Annotated in this window: 3 protein-coding genes; all 3 read left to right on the top strand. The window is 73.8% G+C overall.

Features of this window, described 5'->3' with window-relative positions:
* Positions 1-148: 148 nt before the first annotated feature.
* The 3 genes from ACIP64_RS27115 (at position 149) to ACIP64_RS27105 (ending at position 24752) form a co-directional block, all read left to right on the top strand.
* The gene (locus ACIP64_RS27115; RefSeq protein ID WP_401591669.1) at positions 149-18826 is read left to right on the top strand and encodes a hypothetical protein; all 18678 of its coding nucleotides are present in this window, start codon (positions 149-151) and stop codon (positions 18824-18826) included.
* Positions 18827-18930: 104 nt separating this feature from the next.
* Entirely contained in the window at positions 18931-21459 is a 2529-nt protein-coding gene (locus ACIP64_RS27110) for a right-handed parallel beta-helix repeat-containing protein (protein WP_401591667.1), read from the top strand.
* Positions 21460-21644: 185 nt separating this feature from the next.
* Positions 21645-24752, top strand: a complete 3108-nt coding sequence (locus tag ACIP64_RS27105) for a PA14 domain-containing protein (RefSeq protein ID WP_401591665.1) — start codon at positions 21645-21647, stop codon at positions 24750-24752.
* Positions 24753-24804: the final 52 nt, after the last annotated feature.

Below are 24804 nucleotides of genomic sequence, written 5' to 3'. Positions count from 1 at the left end.
GTCAGCAGGACCACGCGCGACCGGTCCGCCCGGTTCACCACCCGGCGCCGTTGTAACGCAGGTCACGTGAACCGCACCCCGCACTCGTGCGTGGTCGGGGTGAGGGAACCGCCCCCGCCCCGTCCTGTCGTTTCCGGGAGGAACACCCATGGCACGCCCGACCGACTGGGACGCGATCGGGCTCTCAGGGGACCCCACTCCGGGTGACCCCGAGCAGATCAGGCAGCTGTCGACCGAGCTGAAGACCATGGGCGACAACGCCCGGGACATCAGCGCGGCCATCGACGCGGTGATGAACATCGCGGGCGACAGCGTCTTCGTCGGCCAGGCCGCCGACGCCCTGCGCGGCAAGGTCGACAACCGGCTGCGCGGCCACATCGAGGACGTCGCCCAGTCCTTCGAGAAGGCCGCGGACGCCCTCACCACCTGGGCGGACAAGCTCGTCGAACTCCAGGCCAGGGCCGATGGCGCGCTGAACGCCGGCCGCGGCCTGTCCGCCGACGACCCGCAGCGCGAGACCTACGCCACCACCGCCAGGGGCGCGGGCACCGAGCACGGCGAGGGGGCCGGCACCGCCGCCTCCAACATCAACGGCGTCGCCAACATCCAGCTCCCCATCTCCCAGTGCCAGGTGTTCTGGGAGGCCTTCCAGTGGCTGGCGATCATCCTGATCATCCCCGCGCTGATCTTCGGCGGCCCCATCGCGCTGCTCGCCCTCGGCGTCAACCTCACGCTCTTCATCAAGACCATCGTCGACTTCGCCAAGGGCGACGCCAACTTCCTCGACCTCTTCCTCGCCGGCCTCGGCATCATCGCCCCCACCACCAAGGCCCTGCCGATCTTCCAGATCATCAAGGCCGGCGGCACCGCCTTCGCCAAGGGGTTCAAGGCGATCGCGAGCACCGCCTTCCAGGCGCTGCGCAACCTGTTCACCAACGGCTTCCGGTTCACCACGATCATGCCGGGCCTGCGCGACTTCGTGCACCTGAGCACGACCTGGATCAAGGCCGGCGGCCTGTGGGTCATGCAGGGCGTGCACAACCTGCCCGGCCTCGCCGGCATGGTCATCCAGCGGGGCGGCATCACCGTCGTGCAGGGCCTGCGCGGCATCCCCGGCGTCGTCCGCGGACTGCCGGAGATCATCAGCGGCGGCCTGGCCGCCGGCTGGAAGGGCCTCGGCCGCGGCCTGACCATCGGCTGGGAGGGCCTGACCACCGGCGCCAAGGCGACCTACGACTTCGGCGTGCGCGAACTCGGCGGCGGCAAGTGGCTGCGGCTGCTGCTCCCCGTGGACGCGGGCGAGATCGGCCAGTTCGGCCTGGGCGGCGCCCTGCGCATCGGCTTCATCGACCGCGGCCTCATGGGCCAGCACATCTTCGGCGCGCCCCTCGCCAACGCCGTCGGCCACGGTGTCAGCGCGGTGCCGATCCCGCACGGCGGCCCGCACGGCCTGGACGCGCTGGTCGACATGCCCCGCGTGGAGCTGGGCAACGTCCGGCTCGGCGACTGGGCCGGCACCAACGCCGGCATGCGGCCCTTCGACCTCAACCTCGGCCCCGTCGACCTCGCGTCCGCGCTGCGCAGCCCCTCGCTGCACATGGGGAACGTCGGCGCCATCGGCGAGCGGGCCGGCCTCGGCTTCCACGCCTCGCGGCAGCTCGACGCCCTCGTCGACATCCCCAAGGCCCACCTGAACAACCTGGAGCTGAACGGCGGCTTCACCCCGCTCGGCGGCCGCACCGACGCCGGGCTCGGCGTCAGCGCCGCCTCCTCGGCCCCCTCCCTGCACTCCTCAGGCCTCTACCTGCCGGGCTCCGCCGGGGCCCCCGCCGTGCAGGGCGTCAACCTCGCCACCGGCACGCCCCTTCCGGGCGCCGCGCACTCCGCGCTCACCGCCGTGCAGGCACCGCCCCCCGGCGCCGTGAGCCACCTCGACACGCTGCTGCCGGGCACCGCGGGCGGCGCGCACAGCCCCGCGAACGTCCTGCTCGGCGGTGTGCAGGCGCCGCCCCCCGGCACCGCCGCCGCGGGCAACCTGCTCACCCCCGGCACCCCCGGCGCCGGCAACGGCATGCTGCACTCGGCGGTGACCGGCGCCCAGGCACCGCCGCCGGTCACCGCGGCAGGCCACGACCTCACCGCCGGGATCACCCCGGGCGGCGCGGCCGCCGGCGGCCACGTGCCGGTCACCGGAATCGGGCAGGCCCACCACGGGGCCAACGGCACCGGCGGCTCCGCGCTGGACCTGCTCGCGGCCGGCGGACGCAACACCCCGCAGAGCCCGGTACCGGCGGGCACCGGGGCCCAGTTCGGCGACCGCGCCGCGAGCGCGCTGACCGCCAACCAGACCCGGCTCCACCTCGACGAACTCGTGCACACCCCGGGCTCCCCGCGCGCCGGTGCCGTTCCCGACCGGCTCGTCCCCGGCTCCTCGGCCGCGAACGGCCCGACGCCCTCGCCGGTGCGCCTGCCCGGCGACACCCTTCCCCCGGTGGACGGCACCCGCGCCGCCGCCCTGGACCTCGTCGAATCCGGGCCGGGCCTGCGCCCCGCCGACACCCATGCCTTCGCCGGTGCACCCGCCAGGACCGATGACGCCGGGCACGCCTTCGCCGGCGCCCCCGCGGGCAGGGGGGAGCAGCCCGTGCTCCCGGCGGCGGCCGATCTGCACGGCACCCCCGTCCGCCCGGGACCGGCCGGCCGGGGACCGCACACCCCCGACGGCACCCCGCCCCGCGTCACCGAACCGGCGCTCGGCACCGCGGGCGCCGGGAAGGCACCCGCGTCGGTGTCGGGCGGCGGCCACGTCCACTCGCACGACGCGGAGCTGTTCCACGAGGTCAACATCAAGCTGCGCAAGATGGGCCACGAGGACACGACGCCGGGCACCGTCAGCGCCTCCCGCGAAGTGCTGGAGAACATCCGCGGTGCCGGCTTCACCAAGGTCGACGTCCGGGCCCAGGCCGACCAGCTGGCCGTGCACATCGCCGGCCCGGAACGCGGGAGGCTCCCGGGCGGCGTGCGGGAGACGGACCTCGGGCACGACGCGTCCCCGGCCCCGGCCCCGGGTACGGGCGGGCACCCCGCGCCGCCCGCCCCGCCGAGGCCTCCGCGGCCGGAGAGCGGCCTGCTCGACGGGCTGGACGACATGGTCCTGGACGACACCGGGGCACCGGTGCGTTCGCGCTTCGACTTCGACGACGACTCGTTGCCCGGGTCCCCGGTCAGCGAGCACGGGACCGAGGACCTGGACGGCTTCTCGGAGTTCGTGGACCTGGTCCGTCCGCTGCGGCAGCACGTGGAAGCGGCCATCGACCACCCCGCGGCGAACATCGAGGTGGCGCTCGTCGCGAGCCCCGGAGGCCGGACCTGGCGCGAGTTCTCCGACGACGTCGGCCACGCGATGGTCTCCGTGCTGCTGCCCGGCGAGCACCGACCGCTCACGATCGGCTTCTACCCCGAGAACGGGCACCTCTTCGGCAGCCCGGGTGCCATCGTCAACGACGCCGAGTACCTGCTCTCCGGGCACGTCCGGGTCCTGGGCACCTACCGGATCACCGCGGCGCAGCTGTTCGACGCGTACCGCTACGCGATGGCCAACTCCGGGTCCGTGTACGACCTGTTCCGCTTCAACTGCGTGCGGTTCGCGGAGGGGTTCGTCTCCGCCGCGCTCGGGAAGTCCGTGGCGGACCTGTGGGTGGCGGCCCCGTACCGGCTCGTCGACACGATGCTGCACCGCGACGGCGCCTGGCACTGGGCGGACGGCACGGGGCCCGTGGCCAAGCTGACCGCCGACGACACCATCAGGTACCAGAACGCCTTCGGCGAGGTGGAGGACTGGCGGCTCCACAACGAGGGCCGGTTCCAGGCGGCCACCGACCAGGCGAAGACCTTCGTGCTCTTCGACCACCAGCGTCCCCTGATCGACGGCAATCTCGCGACGGCCTCGCAGAAGGAGCGTCTGTTCATCCTCGACCAGTTCGAGAAGATGATCACCCACACCATCCTCACCTCGGGTGACGACGCGGGACGACAGTTGTCGCGTCAGCTGGGCGAGTCGTACGGCACGCTCCGCCCGGGGCTGGCCGACCTGCCTGGCCCCTCGGTCGCCGCCCCCGCCGCCGGCGACTCGCTCACCGGGATCGGGCGGGGCTCCGTGGGCGGCACCCCGGACACGGTGCCGAGCCCCGGCCCGTCGACCGCGGGCGACTCGGCCGGACACACGCCGGAGTCCCTGGTGCGGTACCCGTCCGACGTGCAGCACCTGTTCGGCGAGATCGACGACATGCTGCAGGACATGGGCCTGTTCCGGCACTCGGTGGACGATCTGGCGGGCGGCTCGCCGCCGTTCGCGCACGGCACCGAGACGGGCCTGCCCGGCGGCGCGGGCCATGACGTCCGCGGGGCCGGCGGGAACGACGTCGGACGGTTCATGGACGACACGCTGCCGGTGCGGCAGCACCTGGAGCACGCGATAGCCGACCCCTCCGCCGACATCCGGCTGGTCGTGGGGACCGACGGCACGACAGGCGCCCGTTCGCTGACCGTCTGGCTGCCGGGCCGGGACGCGCCGGTGCCCCTGGGCCCGGGCGCGCCGGGCGACCTCGGTGCCGTCCGCGGCACCCTCGACGGGACCCCGTCGGGCGGGCCGCACGCCCTGGAGGAGCACCGGATCACGGCGGCGCAACTGGAGAACGCCTACCTGTACGCGGCGCGGAACCTGCCGCTCGCGCACACCGACGCGGGCCGGTTCACCGACGGGTTCATGGACGCCGTGCTCGACGCGCGGCCCGCGGCGCACGAGCCCCCGACGGGCACGCCGGTCCACAACGCCCCGGACGCGCCTCCCGCGGTGGCGGGCAAGGGGAAGGCCGCGTCGCCCACCGGGACCGGCACCGTGGACATGCCCCACACCGGATCGCACCACGGCGGCCCGGCCGGGAGCTCCCTGGACGAGCTGTCGCACATCGACTCCGCGACGGCCATCACGGACGCGCGCCGCGAGCTGATCAACGCCCGGATCGTCCGCGACGACCTGCAGACGCGTTACGTGGAGGGCCTCGGCACCTCGGCGGAGGTCGACGGCGTCCGGTACCTCGAATCGTGGGAGCAGGTCCGGCAGGCCGACGCCGCGCTGACCCAGGCCGAGGCCCACTGGTCCGAGGTGACGGGGGGCGCTCCGCTCCCCGAGGTGCAGTCGTACCGCGGACGCGGGCTCGGCGGCGGCGCGCCGCAGCAGGCCGGCGACCTGGTGCCGCCGCCCGGTGGGGACCGTCCGGTGACGGCGGGCGACGACCTCGCGAATGCGGGGACCTCGGGCTCGCACCAGCCGGCGCCACTGCCCCCGGTCGACAACCGTTCGGTCGTCGGCGTCCCGGGGCAGGACGGGTTCGTCGTGCGTGCCGAGCGCGGCAAGACTCCGGAGCTGGTGGGGAACCCCGTTGTCGCCGGACATCACTTCGATGTGGCGGACGTCCAGCGCGGGGGCGCCCAGTTCACGGTGCGGGAGCTGGACGCCGGCGGCACGGTCGTCCACAGCTGGACGTACAAGCGGCTGGGGCCGGCGCTGCGCACCGCGGAGGAGACCGCGGCGCTCTCCGGCGGCCACTTCGCGGGCGCCGAGATCAAGATCGCCGGCAGCGCGGTGGCGGACGTGCCGGTCGGCGGGACGTCGTGGCCGGCGAAGCTGGTCGGCGATGGTGAGATCCATGTGGCGTCGCCGCTGGGCAATCAGGTCTACGACCGGGTCACCGGCACGTTGACCAGGACCGAGACGTCCGGCCGGCCGCCGGTTGAGGTGCCCGGGAGCGTGCCGCCGGGTGAGGCCGGGAACTGGACCGCCGCCGCTGACTTGGCGCGTGCGCATCTGGGCAGGGCCGCTGTGGACAACGACCTGAAGTTGTTCATGCAGAACGTGATCGGTGGTGCCTTCACCTCGAAGAAGGGCTACGGGGGCTATCTCAACGCCGGTGTCCTGGAGGCGAACCCGGGCCTGATCGGCAAGGTCGAGGAGTTCAACAAGGTCACCAAGGGCTTGCTGCACGAGGGCGCGAACGAGCCGATGACGGTCTGGCGCGGTGTGGCGATGGACCCCCACGCGGCGCAGGCCGATGTGTTCATCGAGCGGCTGCCCGCCTCCACGTCCAACAACCGGGGCTTCCAGGCGGAGTGGGCGAAGAACGGCGTCAACAGCAACCGTGTGGTCTTCGAGATCGAAGTGCCGGCGAATCACGGCAAGCTGGCGATGGACTACCCGCCGGGCTATCAGAGGGCGTCCGACGATGTCGCGGTCGCGCTGAGCGACCAGTCGGAGGTGACGCTCTCCCCGACGCGGCTGGTGCGCACCGGTTCGCCGCGCGTCGAGCCGGACGGCATCACCGTCATCCCGGTGCGTGCGGAGCAGATCCCGAACGCCGAGCTTCCCGCGTTGCTCCGTGAGGAGTGGCAGGGCCTGCCGTCGGGGACGGCTTTCGAGGACTTCGGCCGGGCCTTCGAGCAGGGCGCGGTGCGGCGCTGGGAGGGCCTGGACGACGCGATCGTCCGGACCGAGGGCACGAATCCGAATGTCAGGGAGTTCGTGGTCAGCCGGCCCGGCTACACGGACGAGCTGACGGTGACCGTCACCCACGATGCGGACCGCAACGCGGTCAAGGTGGAGATCACCGGTGGCGACCGGGCGTTCACCAAGGAGTGGAGCGGCACGGGCTTCAGCAACCTCGCCGCCGACCTGCGCGGCACGGTGCTGCACAACAACGACCTGTTCAACCCGCTGCCCACGCCCGCGTCCTGGAAGGAGGCACCGGCCTCCGCACCCGTGCGCAGCGAGTTGTCGCGGGAGACGGACCTGTTCCACACGGTGAACCTGCGGCTGCAGAAGCTGGGCGAGGGAACGGTGACGCGGGCCGAGTTCCAGCAGGCCTACCACGTGGTGCAGGACCGGCTGGGCACCCTCGAAGGCCGATTGACCGTGCGGGCGCTGACGGAGGACGTGACCGCGCAACTGCTCGGCCACGAGTTCCCGCGGCTGCGGGGCGGCATGCACCCGACGGCGAACGCGGGCGACGACCTGGCGACGGCGGGGCCTTCGGGCTCCGGCTCCGGGTCCCACCAGGCGCCGTCGGCGGCGCCCGCCGCGCACACGCCGGTCGACCTCGCGTCGCTGAACAACGCCTTGGAGGTGCACGCCGGCGCGGCGAGCAAGCTGCGCCAGGTCGAGAACGACCTGGCACAGCTGTCGGACAACTCCCCCAAGCTGTCCGATGCCCAGGCCAAGGTGGACGACGCCGTCCTGGACGAGCAGAAGGCCACGGCGGCGCTCGACGGCGCTGTGGACGACCTCATCGGCTCCCGGAACCTCACCCAGGTCGAGCTCAACAGCCTGGTCGACCGGCTCGCCGGTTCGAGCTACGTGGACCAGGCCGTCCGGCTCCGCGCGCACGGCGACGACCTCGACCGCTTCGCCCGTACCCCGCAGGGCGCCGGCCGTCCCGACCAGGGGGTCTGGACCGGGCCGGAGATCAGGACGCAGGCCGGCGCGGTGCGGGTGCGGGTCGCCGACCTCGAGAACGCACTGCTGCCCGGTTCGCAGGCGAGCCGCGTGGAGATCCAGGGCCTCGTCGACGAGCTCAGGGGTTCGGCCGGCCGGCTGGGCGTGATGACGGACGGATTCGTCAAGGACGCCGCCCGTTTCGGCGGCGCGTACGCGCTGCGCGCCCAGAACAAGGCGCTCGTCGTCGCCGCGAACCACTACGCGAAGCTCGTCGACGACGCCCTCGCCGCGGCCCGGCCGGGGGAGGCGGTGCAGCTGTCCGAGTCGTTCCTCGTCGGCAAGGCGGCCCGCGGGCTCTCGGGCGGGGCTGTCGACGTGGTGCGCAGGTACCGGGTGTGGGGCGCGTACAAGGACGTACCGACGGGCCATCAGTGGAGGAAGGTCCTCCCCGACGCCGAGGGGAAGTGGGCCCAGGCGATCGGGGATTTCCCGGACAACCTGACGCCCACGCAGAAGGGCGAGTTCGTCAAGAACCTCTCCGGCCGGAACATCCGGGTGCTGCGGGAGGAGTTCGACGCCCTGCTCGGCAAGATGGACGCCGGTGACGCCCAGGCCCTGCGCGACCTCCGCGCCCGGGTCGAGAACCTCCCGCACCACGTCAAGCACGCGACACCGGCCTACCACACCATGGCCAACAGCGGTTTCATGATGTCGCAGGGCGAACTGGAGCGCCGCGGCCTGAAGTTCCTCGCGTCCGGCAAGAGCTCGGTGAAGAACACGTCCAACCTGGGCAACGACGACTTCGTGTTCTTCCGGATGGAGTCCGGCAAGGCCCCGATGCAGACCCGGTACGGGCCCACCACCATGATCTTCGACGCCAAGGTGCTGGAGGAGAGGGGCGGCTGGGTCTCCCTGCACGACCAGCTCAACCCGCTGGACCGGCCGACCATGCGGAACCTGGAGTTCGGGGGGGAGAGCGTCCGCAAGGCCGATTTCGACGATGGCTTCAAGGGAACGGGCGAGCGGGCCCGGTGGACCTACACGTACCCGGACAACTCCACCCGTACGGTCTCCTTCGAGCAGGAGGTCTTCCACGGCGCGGAGGTGCGGGAAGGGCTCGCGCTGTCGGTGGTGCGCGAAGTGCAGTCCATCGGCGGTGACTTCAAGGCCCATGCGCTCCGCGTCATGGACAACCCGGACGAACTGGGCAAGGTTGTCTCCGATCTGTTCCGCCCGGAGGCGAAGTTCGGCGGCAACCTCCCCTTCACGCCCCTGGGGTCCGAGGTCTCCGGACGCTGGGCCGGCCTTGTGGACGTCCACAATCCGGCGGGCGACGGCCGGTACCTCCCGGACGGCACCGTCGACCCGTTCGCCCGGGCCGCGGGCAAGCAGCACGACGAGGCGCTCGACAAGGTCCGCCAGGCCGACAACGGCATCGCGAGCGGGCACACCAACTCCGTCAGGTTCAACCTGCGCAAGGCGGAGACGCACGCCCAGCAGTCGGTCGACCTGACGAAGCAGTTCCAGAGCACGGCCACCGGTGACCGCCTGGTGATGGCCAACGACCTCCTCGCCGAGCGCACCAAGCTGCTGCACGACATCAAGTCCCGGCTGGCGCCGGCGCCGCAGGCCGCGCCCCCCGCGCAGCCTCCGGTCGCGGCCCTCGGCACTGCCGGGGCACAGCCGCCGGCCGGTGCCGTCGCGAGTGTGGAGGACCTGCTGCAGCGTCCGGCGCCCAGGGTGGAGGGCGCGCTGAACGACGCGGCGGCGGAAGCGCTGAGGGACGCGGTGCAGGCCGGGGTGACGAACGCCAAGTTGGTGAAGGTCACCCCCCACATGGTGTCGGTGGGCAAGGTGCTGACCCACTCCGACGGGTTCCGGCCGCTGCTGAACTCCAAGGTCGACCTGGAGACCCAGGCGGCGTTCGGGCTCAGCAAGAACCAGTTCTCCAAGGCCTTCTCGGCCTTGGACAAACTCGGGCTCGTCAGGGGCGCGGACGACGGACTGCATCTGACCGACAAGGGCCGCGGATGGCTGCTGCCCCCGGGCACGGCGACCGACGTCCCCCCGCCGGTACCCTCGGGCTCGGGCGTCGCCCACGACGCGCCCACGTCCCCCGCCGTCGCCCACGAGGCGACCACGACCCCTCCCCCCGCCGGTACGCACGGCGGCGCCGACCCCTGGGCCCGCGACACCCGTGCGGTGGACGACCTGCTCGGCGGGCCGGGGCAGCCGGCCCGGCAGCACTACGCGGACCTCACCGCGGCCCGGACCGACCTCGGCAAGGCCGAGGAGGGGCTGCACGGCACCGAGGCCGGCACCTCGCAGCACGTCAGCGCGGTCGACCAGCACCACCAGGGCGAGGTGCTGGCGGCGCGCGGCCGGGAGGCGGACGCCTTCCACCAGCTGCAGGACACGGGCGTCGACCCGCTCGCCGTCGACGGACGGATGCACGAGCTCAACCACCAGGCGGCCGTCGAGCGCGGCGCGGTCAACGCGGGCTCCCGCGGGAACCTCCCGCCGGAGCGTGTTGTGCCGGTGTCGACGCACGAGACGCCGCTGTCCAACAGCGGCGTCAGCGGGCAGAACGGCCTCATCGTCCAGCGCAGCACCTGGGAGAACGGCGACCGGACCTTCCGGGTGCTGGGCAACGACCTCGCCGAGCACCCCGACTACACCGTGACCGTGCGGCGGGACGGCGGCTTCGACGTCCGCCACGCGCCCAGCGACTCGATCGCCACGTACAACGACAGCGGCCTGCGGATCGCCCACGACCTTCCCCTGGTGGACTCCGCGTACAACGCGACCGGTTCGCGTCTGCACGTCGAGCTGAACGGGCGCGGGCACGCCACGGACGCCACCGTCACCGGCCCGGGCGGGCAGCACTACCGCGTCGAGCTGTTCCGCGGCGACGTCGTGCGCGTCACGGACGAACTGGGCGCGGCGGCCCGCTGGACGACCGACGGCCGCCCCTGGGACGTTCTCGGGCAGCTCGACGGCCCCCTGGCGAAGCACACCAAGGCCGTCGAGGAGCTCCAGGGCGTCGAGCAGCAGCTCGCGCAGAAGACGGAGGCGGCCGGGAAGGACGGCAAGGCCGTCACCGGCGCCGAGGCGCTCCAGGAGAAGGTCACCGACTTCCGCGGCAAGGAGACGCTGGCACGGCAGGCGGTGACCGACGCCGTGCAGGACCTGATGGACGCGCGGTACCTGGCCCAGGACGAGGTCAACCACCTCGTCGAGCGCTTCGCCGGGCTCGGTGACATCAAGCACGCCGAGATGCTGCAGGCCCACGGCCGGGAGCTCGACGCACTCTCGCGCGCCACGGCGGGCGAGGAACCCGGGCGGCTCTGGCAGCGGATCTGGACCGGCCGGGAGATCACCGACCAGTCCGCCGAGGTCGAGAACCGCGCCGTCCGGCTGTACGAGGCCCTGCGGGCCGATCACCAGGTGCCGCCCGGCCAGTTGCGGGTCATGGCCGGGGAGCTGCACGCGGCCGCGGACGACCTCGACACCGGACTGCGGGGCTTCGTCAAGGACGCCGCCGGCTTCGGCGGCGTCTACGGACTGCGCAACGCGCACACGCCGTGGGCGGCCGTCGGCCGCCACTTCGCGAAGCTTGTCGACGAGGCCGCCGCGGCGGCGCCGTCCGGTGCGCGCGTCACGGTGCGCAATCCCTTGCACCCCCAGCTCACCTTCGCCCCGCGCGAGGCGGTGGACCGGACCCGCGTGCTGACGGACATGGTCCGGCAGTACCGCACCGACGAGGCCTTCAAGGCGGTGCCGACCGGCACCCAGTGGAAGGCCGTCTTCCCGGGCACCGAGGGGCAGTGGACCTCGGTGTTCGGGGACTTCGGGAAGCTGACCCCGCAGGAGCAGACGGCCTTCGTCCGCACGCTGTCCGAGGCCAACGTCCGCAACCTGCGCGCCGAGGTCGACAGCCTCCTGGCCGCGATGCCGGACCCGGTCCGCGCGCAGTTCGTCGAGCTGGGCAAGCAGCTCGACGCGGTCCCGTACCACGTCAAGCACGCCACACCCGCCTACCGCGCCATCGAGAACAGCGGGCAGATGGCGTCGCAGGGCGAGCTGGGCCGGCGCGGCCAGAAGTTCTACGCCTCCGGCAAGAGCTCGCTCAACAACACCTCGAACCTGGGCAACGACGACTTCGTGTTCTTCCGGATGGAGTCCGGGGACGCCCCGATGCAGACCCGGTACGGGCCGACCACCCTGGTCTTCGACGCCAAGGTACTGGAGGAGCGCGGCGGCTGGGTCTCCCTGCACGACCAGCTCAACCCGCTGGACCGCCCGGCCATGCAGAGCCTCGAACACGGCGGGCACGAGGTCCGCGGCGCCGCGTTCCCGGAGGGAGCCACCGGAACGGGAGCGCGTTCCCGGTGGACGTACACCTACCCGGACGGCAGCAAGCGCCTGGTCTCCTTCGAGCAGGAGGTCTTCCACGGCGCGCACGTGCGCGAGGGCATCACGCTGTCCGTGATGCGTGAAGTGGCCTCCATCGGCGGCGACTTCCAGAACCACGTCCTCGGGCTGCTGGGCAAGACCGACGAACTGGGCCGGATCGTCACCAGGATGTACCGCCCCGAGGCCAAGTTCGGCGGCAGTCTGCCCATCACCGCCGAGGGCGCCGTGGCACGCGGCGAGTGGCCCACCCCCGTGAAGGTCTGGAACGCGGACGGCGACGGCCGCTACTTCCCGGACGGCACCGTCGATCCGGTCGCCCGCGCCTCCGGCAAGCAGTTCGACCTGGCCTCCGACCGGTTGCGCCAGGCCCAGGGGGGCGTGGACAGCATCGAGCAGACCGGGAAGCGCCTCGACCTCTCCGACACCGAGCGTGCCAAACGCATCACGGGCATGGAACGCAATGTGCGCTTCAACCTGCGGAAGGCGCATCAGCACGTCACGACGTCGATCGAACTGACGAACCGCTTCCACGCGTCCGCGGAAGGCGCGCGAAAGGCTCTGGCGCAGCGCCTGCTCGACGAACGCGGCGGGCTGCTGGGCACGATCGAGGAGAAGCTGGGCCTGCGGAAGACGGAGGTCGCGCCCCCGCCGGCCGTGCAGCTCTCGGACGGCGAGATCCTCGGGCACCTGCCGGACGCCGGCCCGGAGCTGCGGCAGGTGATCCGCAGGCTGGTCGAGAACGGCGGAAGCATCGAACTCGCCAAGTTCGACGGCACGAGCATCCAGCAGGCCTTCGGCGTCGGCCGCAACAAGGTCGACAAGATGCTCAAGATGGACAAGGGCCCTGTGTACGGGTACGTGCAGGAGGGTGCCCCGGGCCGCGTGATCGCCCTGAGCGACACCGCCCGCGAGTGGTTCCTGTCCGGGCGGGCCGCGCCGGACCTCCCGGCGCCGTCCGCGTCGCTCGGCGCGGTCACCCACGAGGTTCCCGCCCCGGCTGTCGCGAGCGGCTCCGGACTGCGGCACAGCCCGGCACCGGCCGGCCCGCTCCACGACGCCCCGGCCCCGAAGCCGGTGGTCGACGCCTTCGCCGGCGGTTCGGGCGCGGAGCTGCTCCCGCCGCCGAAGCCGGTGGACGACGCGCTGTCCGCCGGCGCGGGCGCGGAGACGCTGTCCGCCCCCAAGCCGGTGGACGGCGTACTCTCCCGTCCCGGCGTGCTGGACGACCTCCTGGCCGGGCCGCGGGACGGCGGTCCCGTCCGGCACGTGGAGGAGACCCGCCCGCTGGGCACCGGCAGCGGCACGGACGCGGTTCCGCCGCCGAAGCCGCTGGACGCACTCCCTTCCCGCCCGGCGCTGATCGACGAGCTCGTCGTCCGCCCGGAGGGCACCTCCGGCCGCCCCGTCACGGCGGACCGCACGGTGACCGCGGGGACCGGGCGGCCAGCGCACCCCGATCTGCTCGACGCGGACACCTTCCAGAGCCGGACCGCGACCCGGACCGGCATTCGCAGCCGGTCGCAGATCAACCCCGTGGACCAGGCCGTGAACGACCTCCAGGGCGTCCCCGAGACGGACTTCGCCCGGCGGGCCGACGCCCTCGACCGCGTCGTCACGGCGGCCGACGAATTCCTGCGCGTGCGGCCCGGCTCGGACCGGGCGCCGGGGGTCCGGGACCTGCGCAACCAGGCCCGGGACGAGGCCGCCGTCTACCGTGCGCTGGACGACGTCCACCAGGGCGGATCGGGAGACCTGGCCCGCGGCGCCAGGTCCCTGCTGTCCGGGGACACCCTGCGCGCCGGCACCCGCGGGCACCTCGAAGCGGCCCTCACCAGGATCGACCGGGCCGACGACATCACTCCGCCCTGGGCCGACGACTACCGCGCCGTCGATGACCTGCTCGGCGGGGAGGGAAGCACCGCCCGGCAGCACTGGGCCGACCTCACGTCGGCCAGGACCGACCTCGGCCGTGCCGAGGACGGGTTCCGCGGCGGCGACGCCAGTACGTCGCAGGGACTCAGCGCGGTCGACGAGCACGTCATGGGCGAGGTGCTGGAGGCCCGCGGACGGCTGGCCGCCTCCTACCACCAGCTGCGCGAGGAGGGCCTCGACCCGCACGCCGTGGACGAGGAGATGCGCGGGATCAACGAGCGTGCCGCCATCCACCGCGGTGCCGTCAACGCGGCGGGCGGCGGGGACACCCTGCCCGAGCGCGTGCCGGTGTCGACGACGTCGACCCACCTGTCCGACTCCGGGCACTCCGGGCCCAACGGCTTCACCGTGCAGGAGCAGACCTGGGCGGACGGCTCCGTCACCCACCAGGTGGTGGACCGTCAGCTCGTCCCTGATCCGGACCGTACGGTCACCCTCCGGCAGGGCGGCGGCTTCGACGTCCGGCACACGCCCACCGACGTGGTCGTCACGTACAACCAGGCCGGTGCGCGCATCGCGGACGACGTCCCGCTGCGCGGCGCAGACGGCCTGCCGACCGGGGCGCGCCTGCACGTCGACCTCGCCGGCCGCGGCGGCCCGCAGGCCGTCCACGCGGTCGACGGGCAGGGGCACGCAGTGCACGCGGTGCTCCTGGACGACGCCCATGTGCGCGTGACCGACACGGGGACCGGTGTCACCACGCGTGTCACCGTCCGGGGTCAGCACGTCGACCAGGGACTCCAGTTGACCGGCCGCAACGGCGTCCCGGCGGACGCCGACCGGGTCCTGATGACCGAGGGCGCCGGACACCACGTCACCGACCTGCACGGCAACCGGCTGCCCGGCACCGTTACCGATCTCGGCCCCGGCAACGGCTTCCGGGTCACCGACGACGCCACCGGCGCCTACGCGGCCCACGGCGCCGACGGCCGGCTGGGCGAGACGGGCGTGGCGCTGGCCGACGCCGGGGGTGCGCGGGGTGCCGTGTTCGTGGCGGACCGTCCGGGCGGGCAGGTGCTGACGGACGCGGGCGGAGTGGTGCGCGGGGAGCGGCTGACGGTTCTGCCGAACGACGCCGGTTTCCGTGTGACGGACGACGTGACGGGCGCGACGACGCGCTACGGCGCCGACGGCCGCAGGGTTGAGACCGGTGTGGCCCTCGCCGACGCCGAGGGCGCGCGGGGTGCCGTGTTCGTGGCGGACCGTCCGGGCGGGCAGGTGCTGACGGACGCGGCGGGTGTGGTGCGCGGGGAGCGGCTGACGGTCCTGCCGGACAACGCGGGTTTCCGTGTGACGGACGACGTGACGGGCGCGACGACGCGCTACGGCGCCGGCGGCCGCCCGGTGGAGACCGGTGTGGCCCTCGTCGAACCGGCGACGGGCACGCGCGGCGGCCGTGTCGCGGTGCCGGACGACCGGGGCGGCCACCGGCTCACCGACAACGCCGGTGTCGCGCTGGACGACGCGGTCACCACGCTGCCCCGCAACCAGGGCCTGCGGATCGCGAACCGCACGGGATACGACACCTTCGGGCCCGACGGCGCAGTCACCGGCGACGGCCTGCGGCTCACCGGACGTGACGGCCGCCCTGCCGGCCATGTCGACCGCCCGGTGGGCGGCGCGGCCCGATGGCTGGACGACGCGTTCGCCGCCGACGCGGGCCGCGCGCTCACGCACCGCACGAACGGCGACTTCGAGATCACGCTGCCCGGTGGCGGCCGCGAGGTCTTCGACCGGACGACCGGGCGGTTCCTGGGGGACAGGACCCCGCTGCCCGGCGGCGGCCACCAGGTCACCGCGGCCGACGGCTCTTTCGGCCGCTACGACGGGACCGGCGTCCGTACCGCCGACGGCACCCCGCTGCCCGGCGAACCCGGCGGCCGTGTGCTCGTCACCCAGCCGCCCACCGCGGCGGCCCCGCAGGCCGCCCGCTGGCTGGAGGACGGCGCGGGCAACCGCCTCGCGCACTGGGACGTCACCTTGCAGCAGAACGGCGCCGTGCGCGCCGAGTTCACCCTGCGCGGCACGCCCCGGCACGGGGAGTTCGTCGAGGTCGCCGCTGACGGCACGCTCGCCCGGCAGAGCTTCAACGTCGTGGACAAGGGCCGGGCGACCGGCTTCCGGTACGAGGTGGACCACGTCGCCCACACCTGGCGGCGCACCGACGCCGCGGGCAACCCCGTCGGCAGCGGGTCCTTCCACCGCGGTGCCGTCGACCGCGCGGGGGAGGCCAACGGCCGGGTGCGCCTGCTGAGCACGACGAAGGGGGCGGTCCCGGTCTTCGAGCGGCGGCTGCTGCCCGGCGGCGACGTGCTCGACGCGTTCCGCCGTACCGACACCATCCAGTTCGGCCGCACCAACGCCCGTACCAGCTGGGCGCGGTGGGACCACGGCGGCCGGCCGACCGGCTCCGGCACCCGGCACTACGACACGGCGGGCACCGGCTGGCGGGACAAGGAAGGCCTGCAGACGGTGCGCGAGTACCGCGACGGCCTGCAGAAGTACGACGGCCGGGCCGGTCACACCCTCGCCGAACGCGGCGCCGACGGCACCTGGACCTGGCACCGCTACGACGGCGCCGCCAGGGAACTGGACCAGGGCCCGCGCACCCGCGACTTCCGGGACTCCGGCTGGACCGACCGCAACCGGGCCGGCGCCGTCGTCCAGCGGCAGTGGGGCATGGGCAGGCTGCCCGACGACGCCGGGCAGTACCAGGAATGGACGCTCACCCGGGACGGCACGCTGCCCGGCACCTGGGAGCGCCAGTCGCCGCACGGCAAGGAGACCGGCAAGCGCGAGGTGTTCGGCGACGGCCACCTCACCACCGAGCGCTGGCGCGAGCAGCGCCCGCCGTCCTGGGTCCGCAACCAGTGGATGCCGGACGCGGGCCGCGCGGACGCGGCGTTCGCGCACGTGCTCGGGGACGGCACCTACCAGATGTTCACCTGGGTCAAGGAGTCCCCGACCGCGCGCGGTTCGGGCGTGCGGTACGTCGGCTTCGACGGCGGCATCGTCGACCTCGCGGCCGACGGCTCCTTCGCCCGGTCGGTCACCAAGCTGCACGACGGCACGACCCTCAAGGCCGGCGACAACGCCCGTCCGCCCGCCGCCGCCCATGTGCGCGGCAACGGGGACGTCCCGTGGGAGGCGGGCGGCACCAGCGGCTACCGCGTGCGGGTGGCGGACTCGCCGGACGGCATCGTCTGGCGGGACGAGTTCCTCGACGGGACCGGCCGGTTGCGGGTCGCCCGCGAGGGCCTGCCCGGCGGCGTCGTGCGCGAGTACGCGGACCCGCCGGCCGTCGGCGACCCCGTGGGCCGCGGCACGTGGGTCAGCCGCGACGCGCACGGCAACCTGACCGGACAGCAGCACCCCGACCCGAACGGCGCACCGAACAGCTTCGTCCGCGGCACCGGCGGAGCGGCCGCGTCCCGCTGGACATGGCGGCAACTGGACGGTGCGGGCACCGAACTCGCCTCGGGACGGCGGGAGTTCTTCCGCGGTTCGCACGACGCCCGGATCCCGTGGGACGACTCCTACCGGGACTTCGACCGGCAGGGGAACCTGGTCCGCGAGCGCCGCATGCTCGACTCCGGCCGCTACGTCGACGCCTGGCGCGACCCGGCGCCCGGCGGCAACGGCTGGCTGACCGCCAAGTTCGAGCGGAACGGCACGCGGGTCGACCCCGGGGCGGGACAGCAGATCCGCACCTGGTGGAACGGGCGCGCCTGGCAGGACCAGTGGACCACCGGGGCCCGCCACTTCCGCGACGAGCTCGTCCCGCCGCCCGGCCAGGGCGGCGTCCAGCCCGCCGCCGTCAGGCTCCGCGAGACGCCGGTGCACTCCGGCGGCCCGCTGCGGGTGCGCGAGTTCGACACGGGCGCGGCGACCGCGCACTCGGTGTGGAAGGAGTTCGACCACGGAGCGGTGGTCCGGCAGCGCGCGGTCGAGGGCCAGGGATTCCTGGAGACCGACGCCTGGCGCGGCCAGTGGAACCGCTACGACGGGGGCGGCCGGCTCGTCGCCCAGCGCACCGACAACGGCCTGGTCTTCGAGACCGACGCACTCGGCCGGATGCGGCTGGTCGGCAACGAGTACGACTTCCGCGGCCCGCTGACCGAGATCCGCGGCTGGGGCCGCCGGGTCCGCGAGGCGCAGCGCATGCCGTGGTCCGGCACCGCGCTGCCCGAGGGGCCGGGCGCGGGCGCGGCGGTGCTGCGCGAGGCCCGCTACCAGCCGTACTGGCAGACGGTGGCGTACAAGGCGGCCCTGGAGTTCGGCCAGGAGTTCATCCTGGAGTTCGGCGCCAACCTGATCGTCAACGGCATCGTCGCCGCCGTCCAGGACAAGCCGTTCACCGGCAAGGAGGCCCTCAAGGCCTTCGCGAACGCCGCCGTCGGCGCGACGGTCAAGACCGGCCTGAGCACGGCGATCCACGAGAACCGCGGCGCGATCTTCCGCGACGCCGGCTCGTTCAAGGCGGGCTGGGCCAACATCGACAGCGGCAAGCACTGGAACCGCCGGCCCGGCAACCACGACAAGAACTGGGCCAACGAGTGGGGCGGCAACGAGACCCCGACCCGTTGGCGCGGAGGCATCTACGACTTCTCCTTCAGCGCCGGCAGCAGCGTCATCTCCGGCTGGATCAACGGCAGCATGAACGCGGCGGTCTGGGGCATCACCAACGCCAACGGCGAGACCGTGAAGCTCCACGGCGCCGACGCCTTCCTGGACGGCGGCATCAACGCCCTGGCGGCGCTCACGACGGCGTCCTCCACTGCCCTGGTGAAGAACATCTTCGTGATGGGCGGCGGCAGCCGGCTGTTCCACCGGCAGGGCTTCGCGGAGTTCTGGATCCAGCTGCCGTTCAAGATCTTCGAGAAGACCGTCCAGTCGCTGTACCTGACCAATCTCTATCGTGCGAGCATCGACCCGGCCTGGCGCCACCACACGCCGCCCCCGACGACGTCCACCGGCCAGAACAAGTAGGAGGACCGGCGGGAAGGGCAGTAGAAAGGGAGCAGCACGCCAGTACGACCAGCACGACCAGCACGCCGGCAGGACCAGCAGCAGAGCCAGTGAAGGATCCGGACATGACGCGTCACACCGTGGCCCCCAAAGGACAGGGCGGCAAGGGTGCCTTCCACCGGATCGCCGACGCGGTGCGCGCCGCCGCCGCCGGCGATCTGGTGGTGATCGCCCCCGGCACCTGGACCGAGGCCGTGGTGCTCGACCGCGCCGTCGTGCTCGCCGCGGAGCACGGCCGGGGCAGCGTCGTGCTGGCCGCGCCGTCCGGCGACCAGCCCGCGCTCACCGTCGACGGCCCCGACTGCGCCCTGCACGGCGTGACCGTGTGGGGTTCCGACGAGGGCGCCCCCGCGGTCGCGGTGCAGCCCGGTGCCGGGCTGGTCATGGAGGACTGCGCCGTCGAGGGCGGCCGGATCCAGGTCCGCGGCCCGGACGACGAGGAGGCCGGCACCACCGCGGTGATGCTGCGGCGCTGCCGCCTGGAGGGCGCCCGGCTGGCCGGCCTCTACCTCGCCGGCGGGGTCCGCGCGCAGATGGAGGACACCGCCGTGACGGGCGTGGACGGCACCGGCGTCGTGCTGTCGGGATCGGCCCGGCTCGACGCCGTACGGCTGCGCCTGGGCCGCACCACGGGCTCCGGCATCCGGCTGCGCGGCAACGCGCGGCTGCGGCTCGCCGACTCCACGCTGACCGGGACCGGCCGGGCCGGGCTGCTGCTGGAGGACGGTTCCGAGGCGACGGCGGGCGAACTGCGCATCGAGTCGCCCGGCGCGGCCGGTGTGCACCTCACGGGGTCGGCACGCGCCGAACTGACCGACTGCCGCATCCGCGGGGCCGCCTCCGTCGGCCTCGCCGTGCAGGACAAGGCCCAGCTCAAGGCCACCGGCTGCGCCGTGGCCGACGCGGGCGCCAACGGGGTGCTGCTCAGCGGCACCGCCACCGGCCACCTCGCCGACTGCCGGATCGACGGCAGCGCCTTCAGCGCCGTGCACGCGTCCGGCACCGCCACCGGCCGCCTCGCCGACTGCCTCGTCCGCGGCGGCTCCGAGCACGGCGTCCACGCCGCGGGGGAGTCGCGCGTGGAACTCGCCGACTGCGGCATCCGCGACGTCGCCATGACCGGCGTCGCCGTGGCCGAGCAGGCCACCGCCACGGTCACCGGCTGCCGGATCGACGGCGCGGCGACCGGCATCGGCGTGGGCTCGGCCACCGGCACCCGGGTGGAGCGCACCACCGTGACCGGCACCAAGGAGATCGGCGTCCAGATCGCGTCCGGCGGCACCGCCGTCCTCACCGGGATACGGATCACCGGGGCGGGCGCGGCGGGCGTCGTCGTCGACAAGGGCGCCGATGCCACGGTCGACGGCGGATCGGTGGAGGACTGCGGCGGCTCCGGTGTCGTCGTGTGGACCGGCGCCCGGCCCTCCGTCACCGACCTGCGGATCAGCGGCCCCGCCAAGAACGGCGTCTTCCTCGCCGAGGGCGCGGGCGGCACCTTCACCAGCATCGACGTGACCGGCTCCGGATTCCCCGCCCTGCACGTGGGCGCGTCCGCCGACCCCTTGTTCCGGCAGTGCCGGACCCGGGACTGCGCGGAGGCCCTCGGCACCGACGAGGGCGCCGCGCCGCGGCTGGAGGACTGCACCGCCGACGGCGTCCCGCTGACCTTCGGCTCACCTGTCTCCGCGGCCCGGCCGGGCTCCCCCGCCGCGCCGCCCGCGGCGCCCGGCGAGCCGCGCTCCGCGGCGTCCGCCGACGACCCGGAGGTGCCGGAGGAGCACCTGGAGGACCTGCTCGGCGAACTCCACGCCCTCGTCGGCCTCGACCGGGTCAAGCACGACGTCGGCTCGCTGGTCAAGCTCATGCAGACGGTCCGCCGCCGCGAGGAGGCCGGCCTGCCCGCGCCGCCGCTCAGCCGCCACCTGGTCTTCGCGGGCAACCCCGGCACCGGCAAGACCACGGTCGCGCGGCTCTACGGCCGGCTGCTCAAGGCGCTCGGCCTGCTGCGCCGCGGCCACCTCGTCGAGGTCGACCGCACGGCCCTGGTCGGCGAGTACGTCGGCCACACCGGCCCGAAGACCACCGCCGCCTTCAACCGGGCGCTCGGCGGCGTCCTGTTCATCGACGAGGCGTACTCCCTCGCCCCGCTCGGCGCGGGCAACGACTTCGGCACCGAGGCCGTGGCCACCCTGGTGAAGCTGATGGAGGACCACCGCGACGACGTGGTCGTCATCGCCGCCGGCTACCCCGGTGACATGGACCGCTTCATCAGCTCCAACCCGGGCCTGTCCTCCCGCTTCGGCCGCACCCTGCTCTTCGAGGACTACGACGCCGGCGAGCTGGTCTCGATCGTCGAGCACCAGGCGGAGGAGCACCAGTACGAGCTGACGCCCGCCGCCCGCGCCGAACTCGCCCTGCTCTTCGAGCGGATGCCGCGCGGCGAGGGCTTCGGCAACGGCCGCTCCGCCCGGCAGATGTTCCAGGAGATGACCGAGCGCCAGGCCCAGCGCGTCGCCGAACTCCCCGCGCCCACCCCGGACCAGCTCATCAGCCTGGAGACCCAGGACCTCCCGGTCCCGGTGGTCCCGTCCTGACGGGCGGTACTCCCGCGGCCGGCGTGTGTCCGTGCGTGCAGGATGCACACGAAATTCGCACACACCATCACACGAATACCCGTTCCCATGCCATCATCGTGCAGCTGAGGTGATCAACTGGTCGGCGCACGGGCGGTGTTGACGCCTCGGGGCGCCGCCGGACCCGAGGAAGGACGACGCCCCGGATGGGCAGACCCGTTCCCGTTCCCGTTCCCCCGCGATCCCGTGTCCGGACGGCGCACCGGCTGCTGTGGCCGGTCACCGCTGCCGCCGCCGGGGCCGCGCTCGTCGCCGGTACCGTGCAGACCCCGCCCCCGGTACGGCAGGACACCGTGCCGGCCGCCGCCGTGAGCTGCGCGGACGGCGTGTGGAAGGCCGACTACTACGCCAACACCACCCTCACCGGCACACCCCGCAGGTCGGTGTGCGACACGGCCATCAGCGAGAACTGGGGCAAGGGCCGTCCCAGCGGGACCACCCTGCCGAACGACCGGTTCGGCGTCCGCTGGACGATGCGCCGCAACTTCGGCGGAGGCGGCCCCTTCGTGCTGAGGACCGCCGCCCAGGACGGCGTCCGGGTCTGGATCGACAGCAAGCGCTACGTCGACCTGTGGCACGACTACACCTCCACCCGGTCGGCCGCCGTCAACCTGACCGTCCCCGCCGGGAAGCACACCGTGCGGGTCGACTACGTCGCTCTCAAGGGCTCGGCCAACGTGGCCGTCACCCTCACCCCGAGGACCCCGGACAAGACCGCCCCCCTGGCCCCCGCCTCCGTCAAGGCGACCCGGGGCGACGGCCGGACCACCGTGGGCTGGGCGGCCAACGCCGAGGCGGACCTCGCCGGTTACCGGGTCTACCGCTCCACGAGCAGCCCCGTGGCGATCGACACCGCGCACCGGATCAGCGGCAGCGCCGTGCTGAAGGGCCGCACGTTCACCGCGACCGGGCTGCGCAACGGCACCAAGTACTGGTTCGCCGTCACCGCCGTGGACCGCGCCGGCAACCAGTCCCGCGCCTCCGCCAACGCCTCCGCCGTCCCGGCGGACACCACCCCGCCGCGGCTCCCGGACCTCCTGGGCGCCGACGGCTACGGCGACATCGACCTCAACGGCAACGGAGCGCCCGACGCCGCCGACGACCTCGGCGAGAACTACCTGACCTGGGGCCCGAGCTGGGACGACGATTTCAGCACCAAGGACTCCTTCGCCGGCTACAACGTCTACCGGGCCGCCGCGCCGGGCGGCCCCTGGACCAGGATCAGGAGCGCCGACGCCCGGGTCGTCCAGGACAACGCCTACGCCGACAAGGCCGCCCCGATCGGCGTCACCTCGTACTACCGGGTGACCGCCGTCGACACCGCGGGCAACGAGTCCGCCCCGGCCACCACCGAACCCGGTGAGTACGCCCGGACCACCGCCGCGGCGCTGCGCCCCGACACCGGCCTGTTCCCGCCGCAGCGGCCCACCGGGCTGAAGGGCACACCCGGCAGCGGATTCGCCGTGCTGGACTGGGCGGACAACCCGGCCGGCAGCGCCGCGTACGGACTGACCACCGGCTACCAGGTGCAGTCCGCCGACTCGGCCTCCGGCCCCTGGACCCTGCGGGCCGGGAGCGGCGCACCGCTCACCACGTCGGCGTACTCCGACGGCACCCTGCCCGAGGGCAGCACCCGCTTCTACCGGGTGCGCGCCGTCGGCAAGGTGACCCGCGCCGGGACCGCGCCCGCGTACTCGGCCTGGACCGAACCCGTCACCGTCAGCCGCCCGGTGGAGCCGGACATCTACCCTCCCGCCGCGCCCGCCGCCCCCGAGGTCACCGCCCTCGAGGGCGCCACCACCGTCACCCTGGCGTGGACCACCATCGGATGGCCGGGCTACGACGCCGACTTCGCCGGCTACCAGGTCACCCGCGGCACGGACCCGGGCGGCCCGTTCACCGACTACTGGGGCGTGCGTACCCCGGTGTGCACCGCCATCGCCCCCGATACCGACGAGCGGGTCCGCTGCACCCTCACCGACGGACCGATCGACCCCGACGCGATCCCGTACTACCGGGTCGTCGCGGTCGACAGGACGGGCAACCGCTCCTCCGGCACCGTGGTGCGGCTGACCCGGCTGGCCCCGCCGCCGCCCTCGGCGACCGGGCTGACCGCCACCCGCGACGACGGCGGCGTCCTCCTCGACTGGGACGACTACCCGTCCTCCCGACTCGACCGCTACTACCTCTACCGGGGCAGCTACGGCGACCCGTGCGTCAACTCGGACACCTTCAACACGGCCGACTCCTGGTACCTGGACACCAGCCCGTACCGGCAGGCCCGCTACTGCCTGACCGTGCGGGACAAGCAGGGCAACTACAGCGACCCGGTCTGGGTCGACGTGCCCGCGGAGACCGACGGCTCGCCCCGACGGCCGACCGCGGAGGGCACCACCGACGGCACGCACGTCACCTGGGCCTCCAACGGCCTCGACCCGGCCCGCTACGAGGTCTGGCGCCGCACCGAGACCGACCCCGTGTTCAGCAGGGTCGCGGACATCGCCGCGACGGCCTCCCCGGAGTGGACCGACACCGGGGCACCGGCCGGAGTGGCCGCCTGCTACCGGACGGTCGCCGTGGGCCCGTCGGGGAGCCGCTCGTACTTCTCCGACCCGGGCTGCGCGGTGCGCCCGTACCCCGAGGGCACCACGCGGCCCGGCCGGCCCGGTGACCCGGCCGCACGGCAGGACGGCGCCCGGGCGGTGCTGTCCTGGCAGCCGGTGCCCGGCGCCACCGGCTACCTGGTCTACCGGGACTGGCAGGACGCCGCCCACCCCGGCACCCGGGTCCAGGACCAGCCCGTGACCGGCACCACCGTGACGGACACCGCCGCGCCCGCCGTCCGTTTCGGCGCCTACTACGCGGTGGTGGCCGTGGACGCCGACGGCGTGCGCTCCGAGGCGGCGGTGCTGCCGTGGACCGGCGACGGATACGTCAGCCACATGACACTGGCCGCGACCGGCTCCGCCGACGGCGTCCGGCTCACCTGGGCATGGGTCTGCCCGTACGACAGCGGATGCCCGGAGCCGTACGCGGTCACGGTCCAGCGCTGGAACCCGGCCACCCAGGTCTGGGACGAGGTGACGCCGCCCCTCCCCGGCACCGCCGAGTCCTACCTGGACACCACCGCGCCGGCCGGTGCGACCTCCTCCTACCAGGTCCGGATCCAGGCCGAGGACAGCGAGGGCTCCCACTACGTGATCGGTGAGGGCGCCACCCCCGCGACCCGCCCGGCCCCACCCGCCACGACCTGACCCCGCGCCCCCACCGCCCGCCCCACCGGCGGGCGGTGGGGCGCGCGATCGC

Source organism: Streptomyces sp. NPDC088733 (genome assembly GCF_044751185.1).
Taxonomy (GTDB): Bacteria; Actinomycetota; Actinomycetes; order Streptomycetales; family Streptomycetaceae; genus Actinacidiphila.
This window is presented reverse-complemented; position numbering and strand designations above follow the sequence as displayed.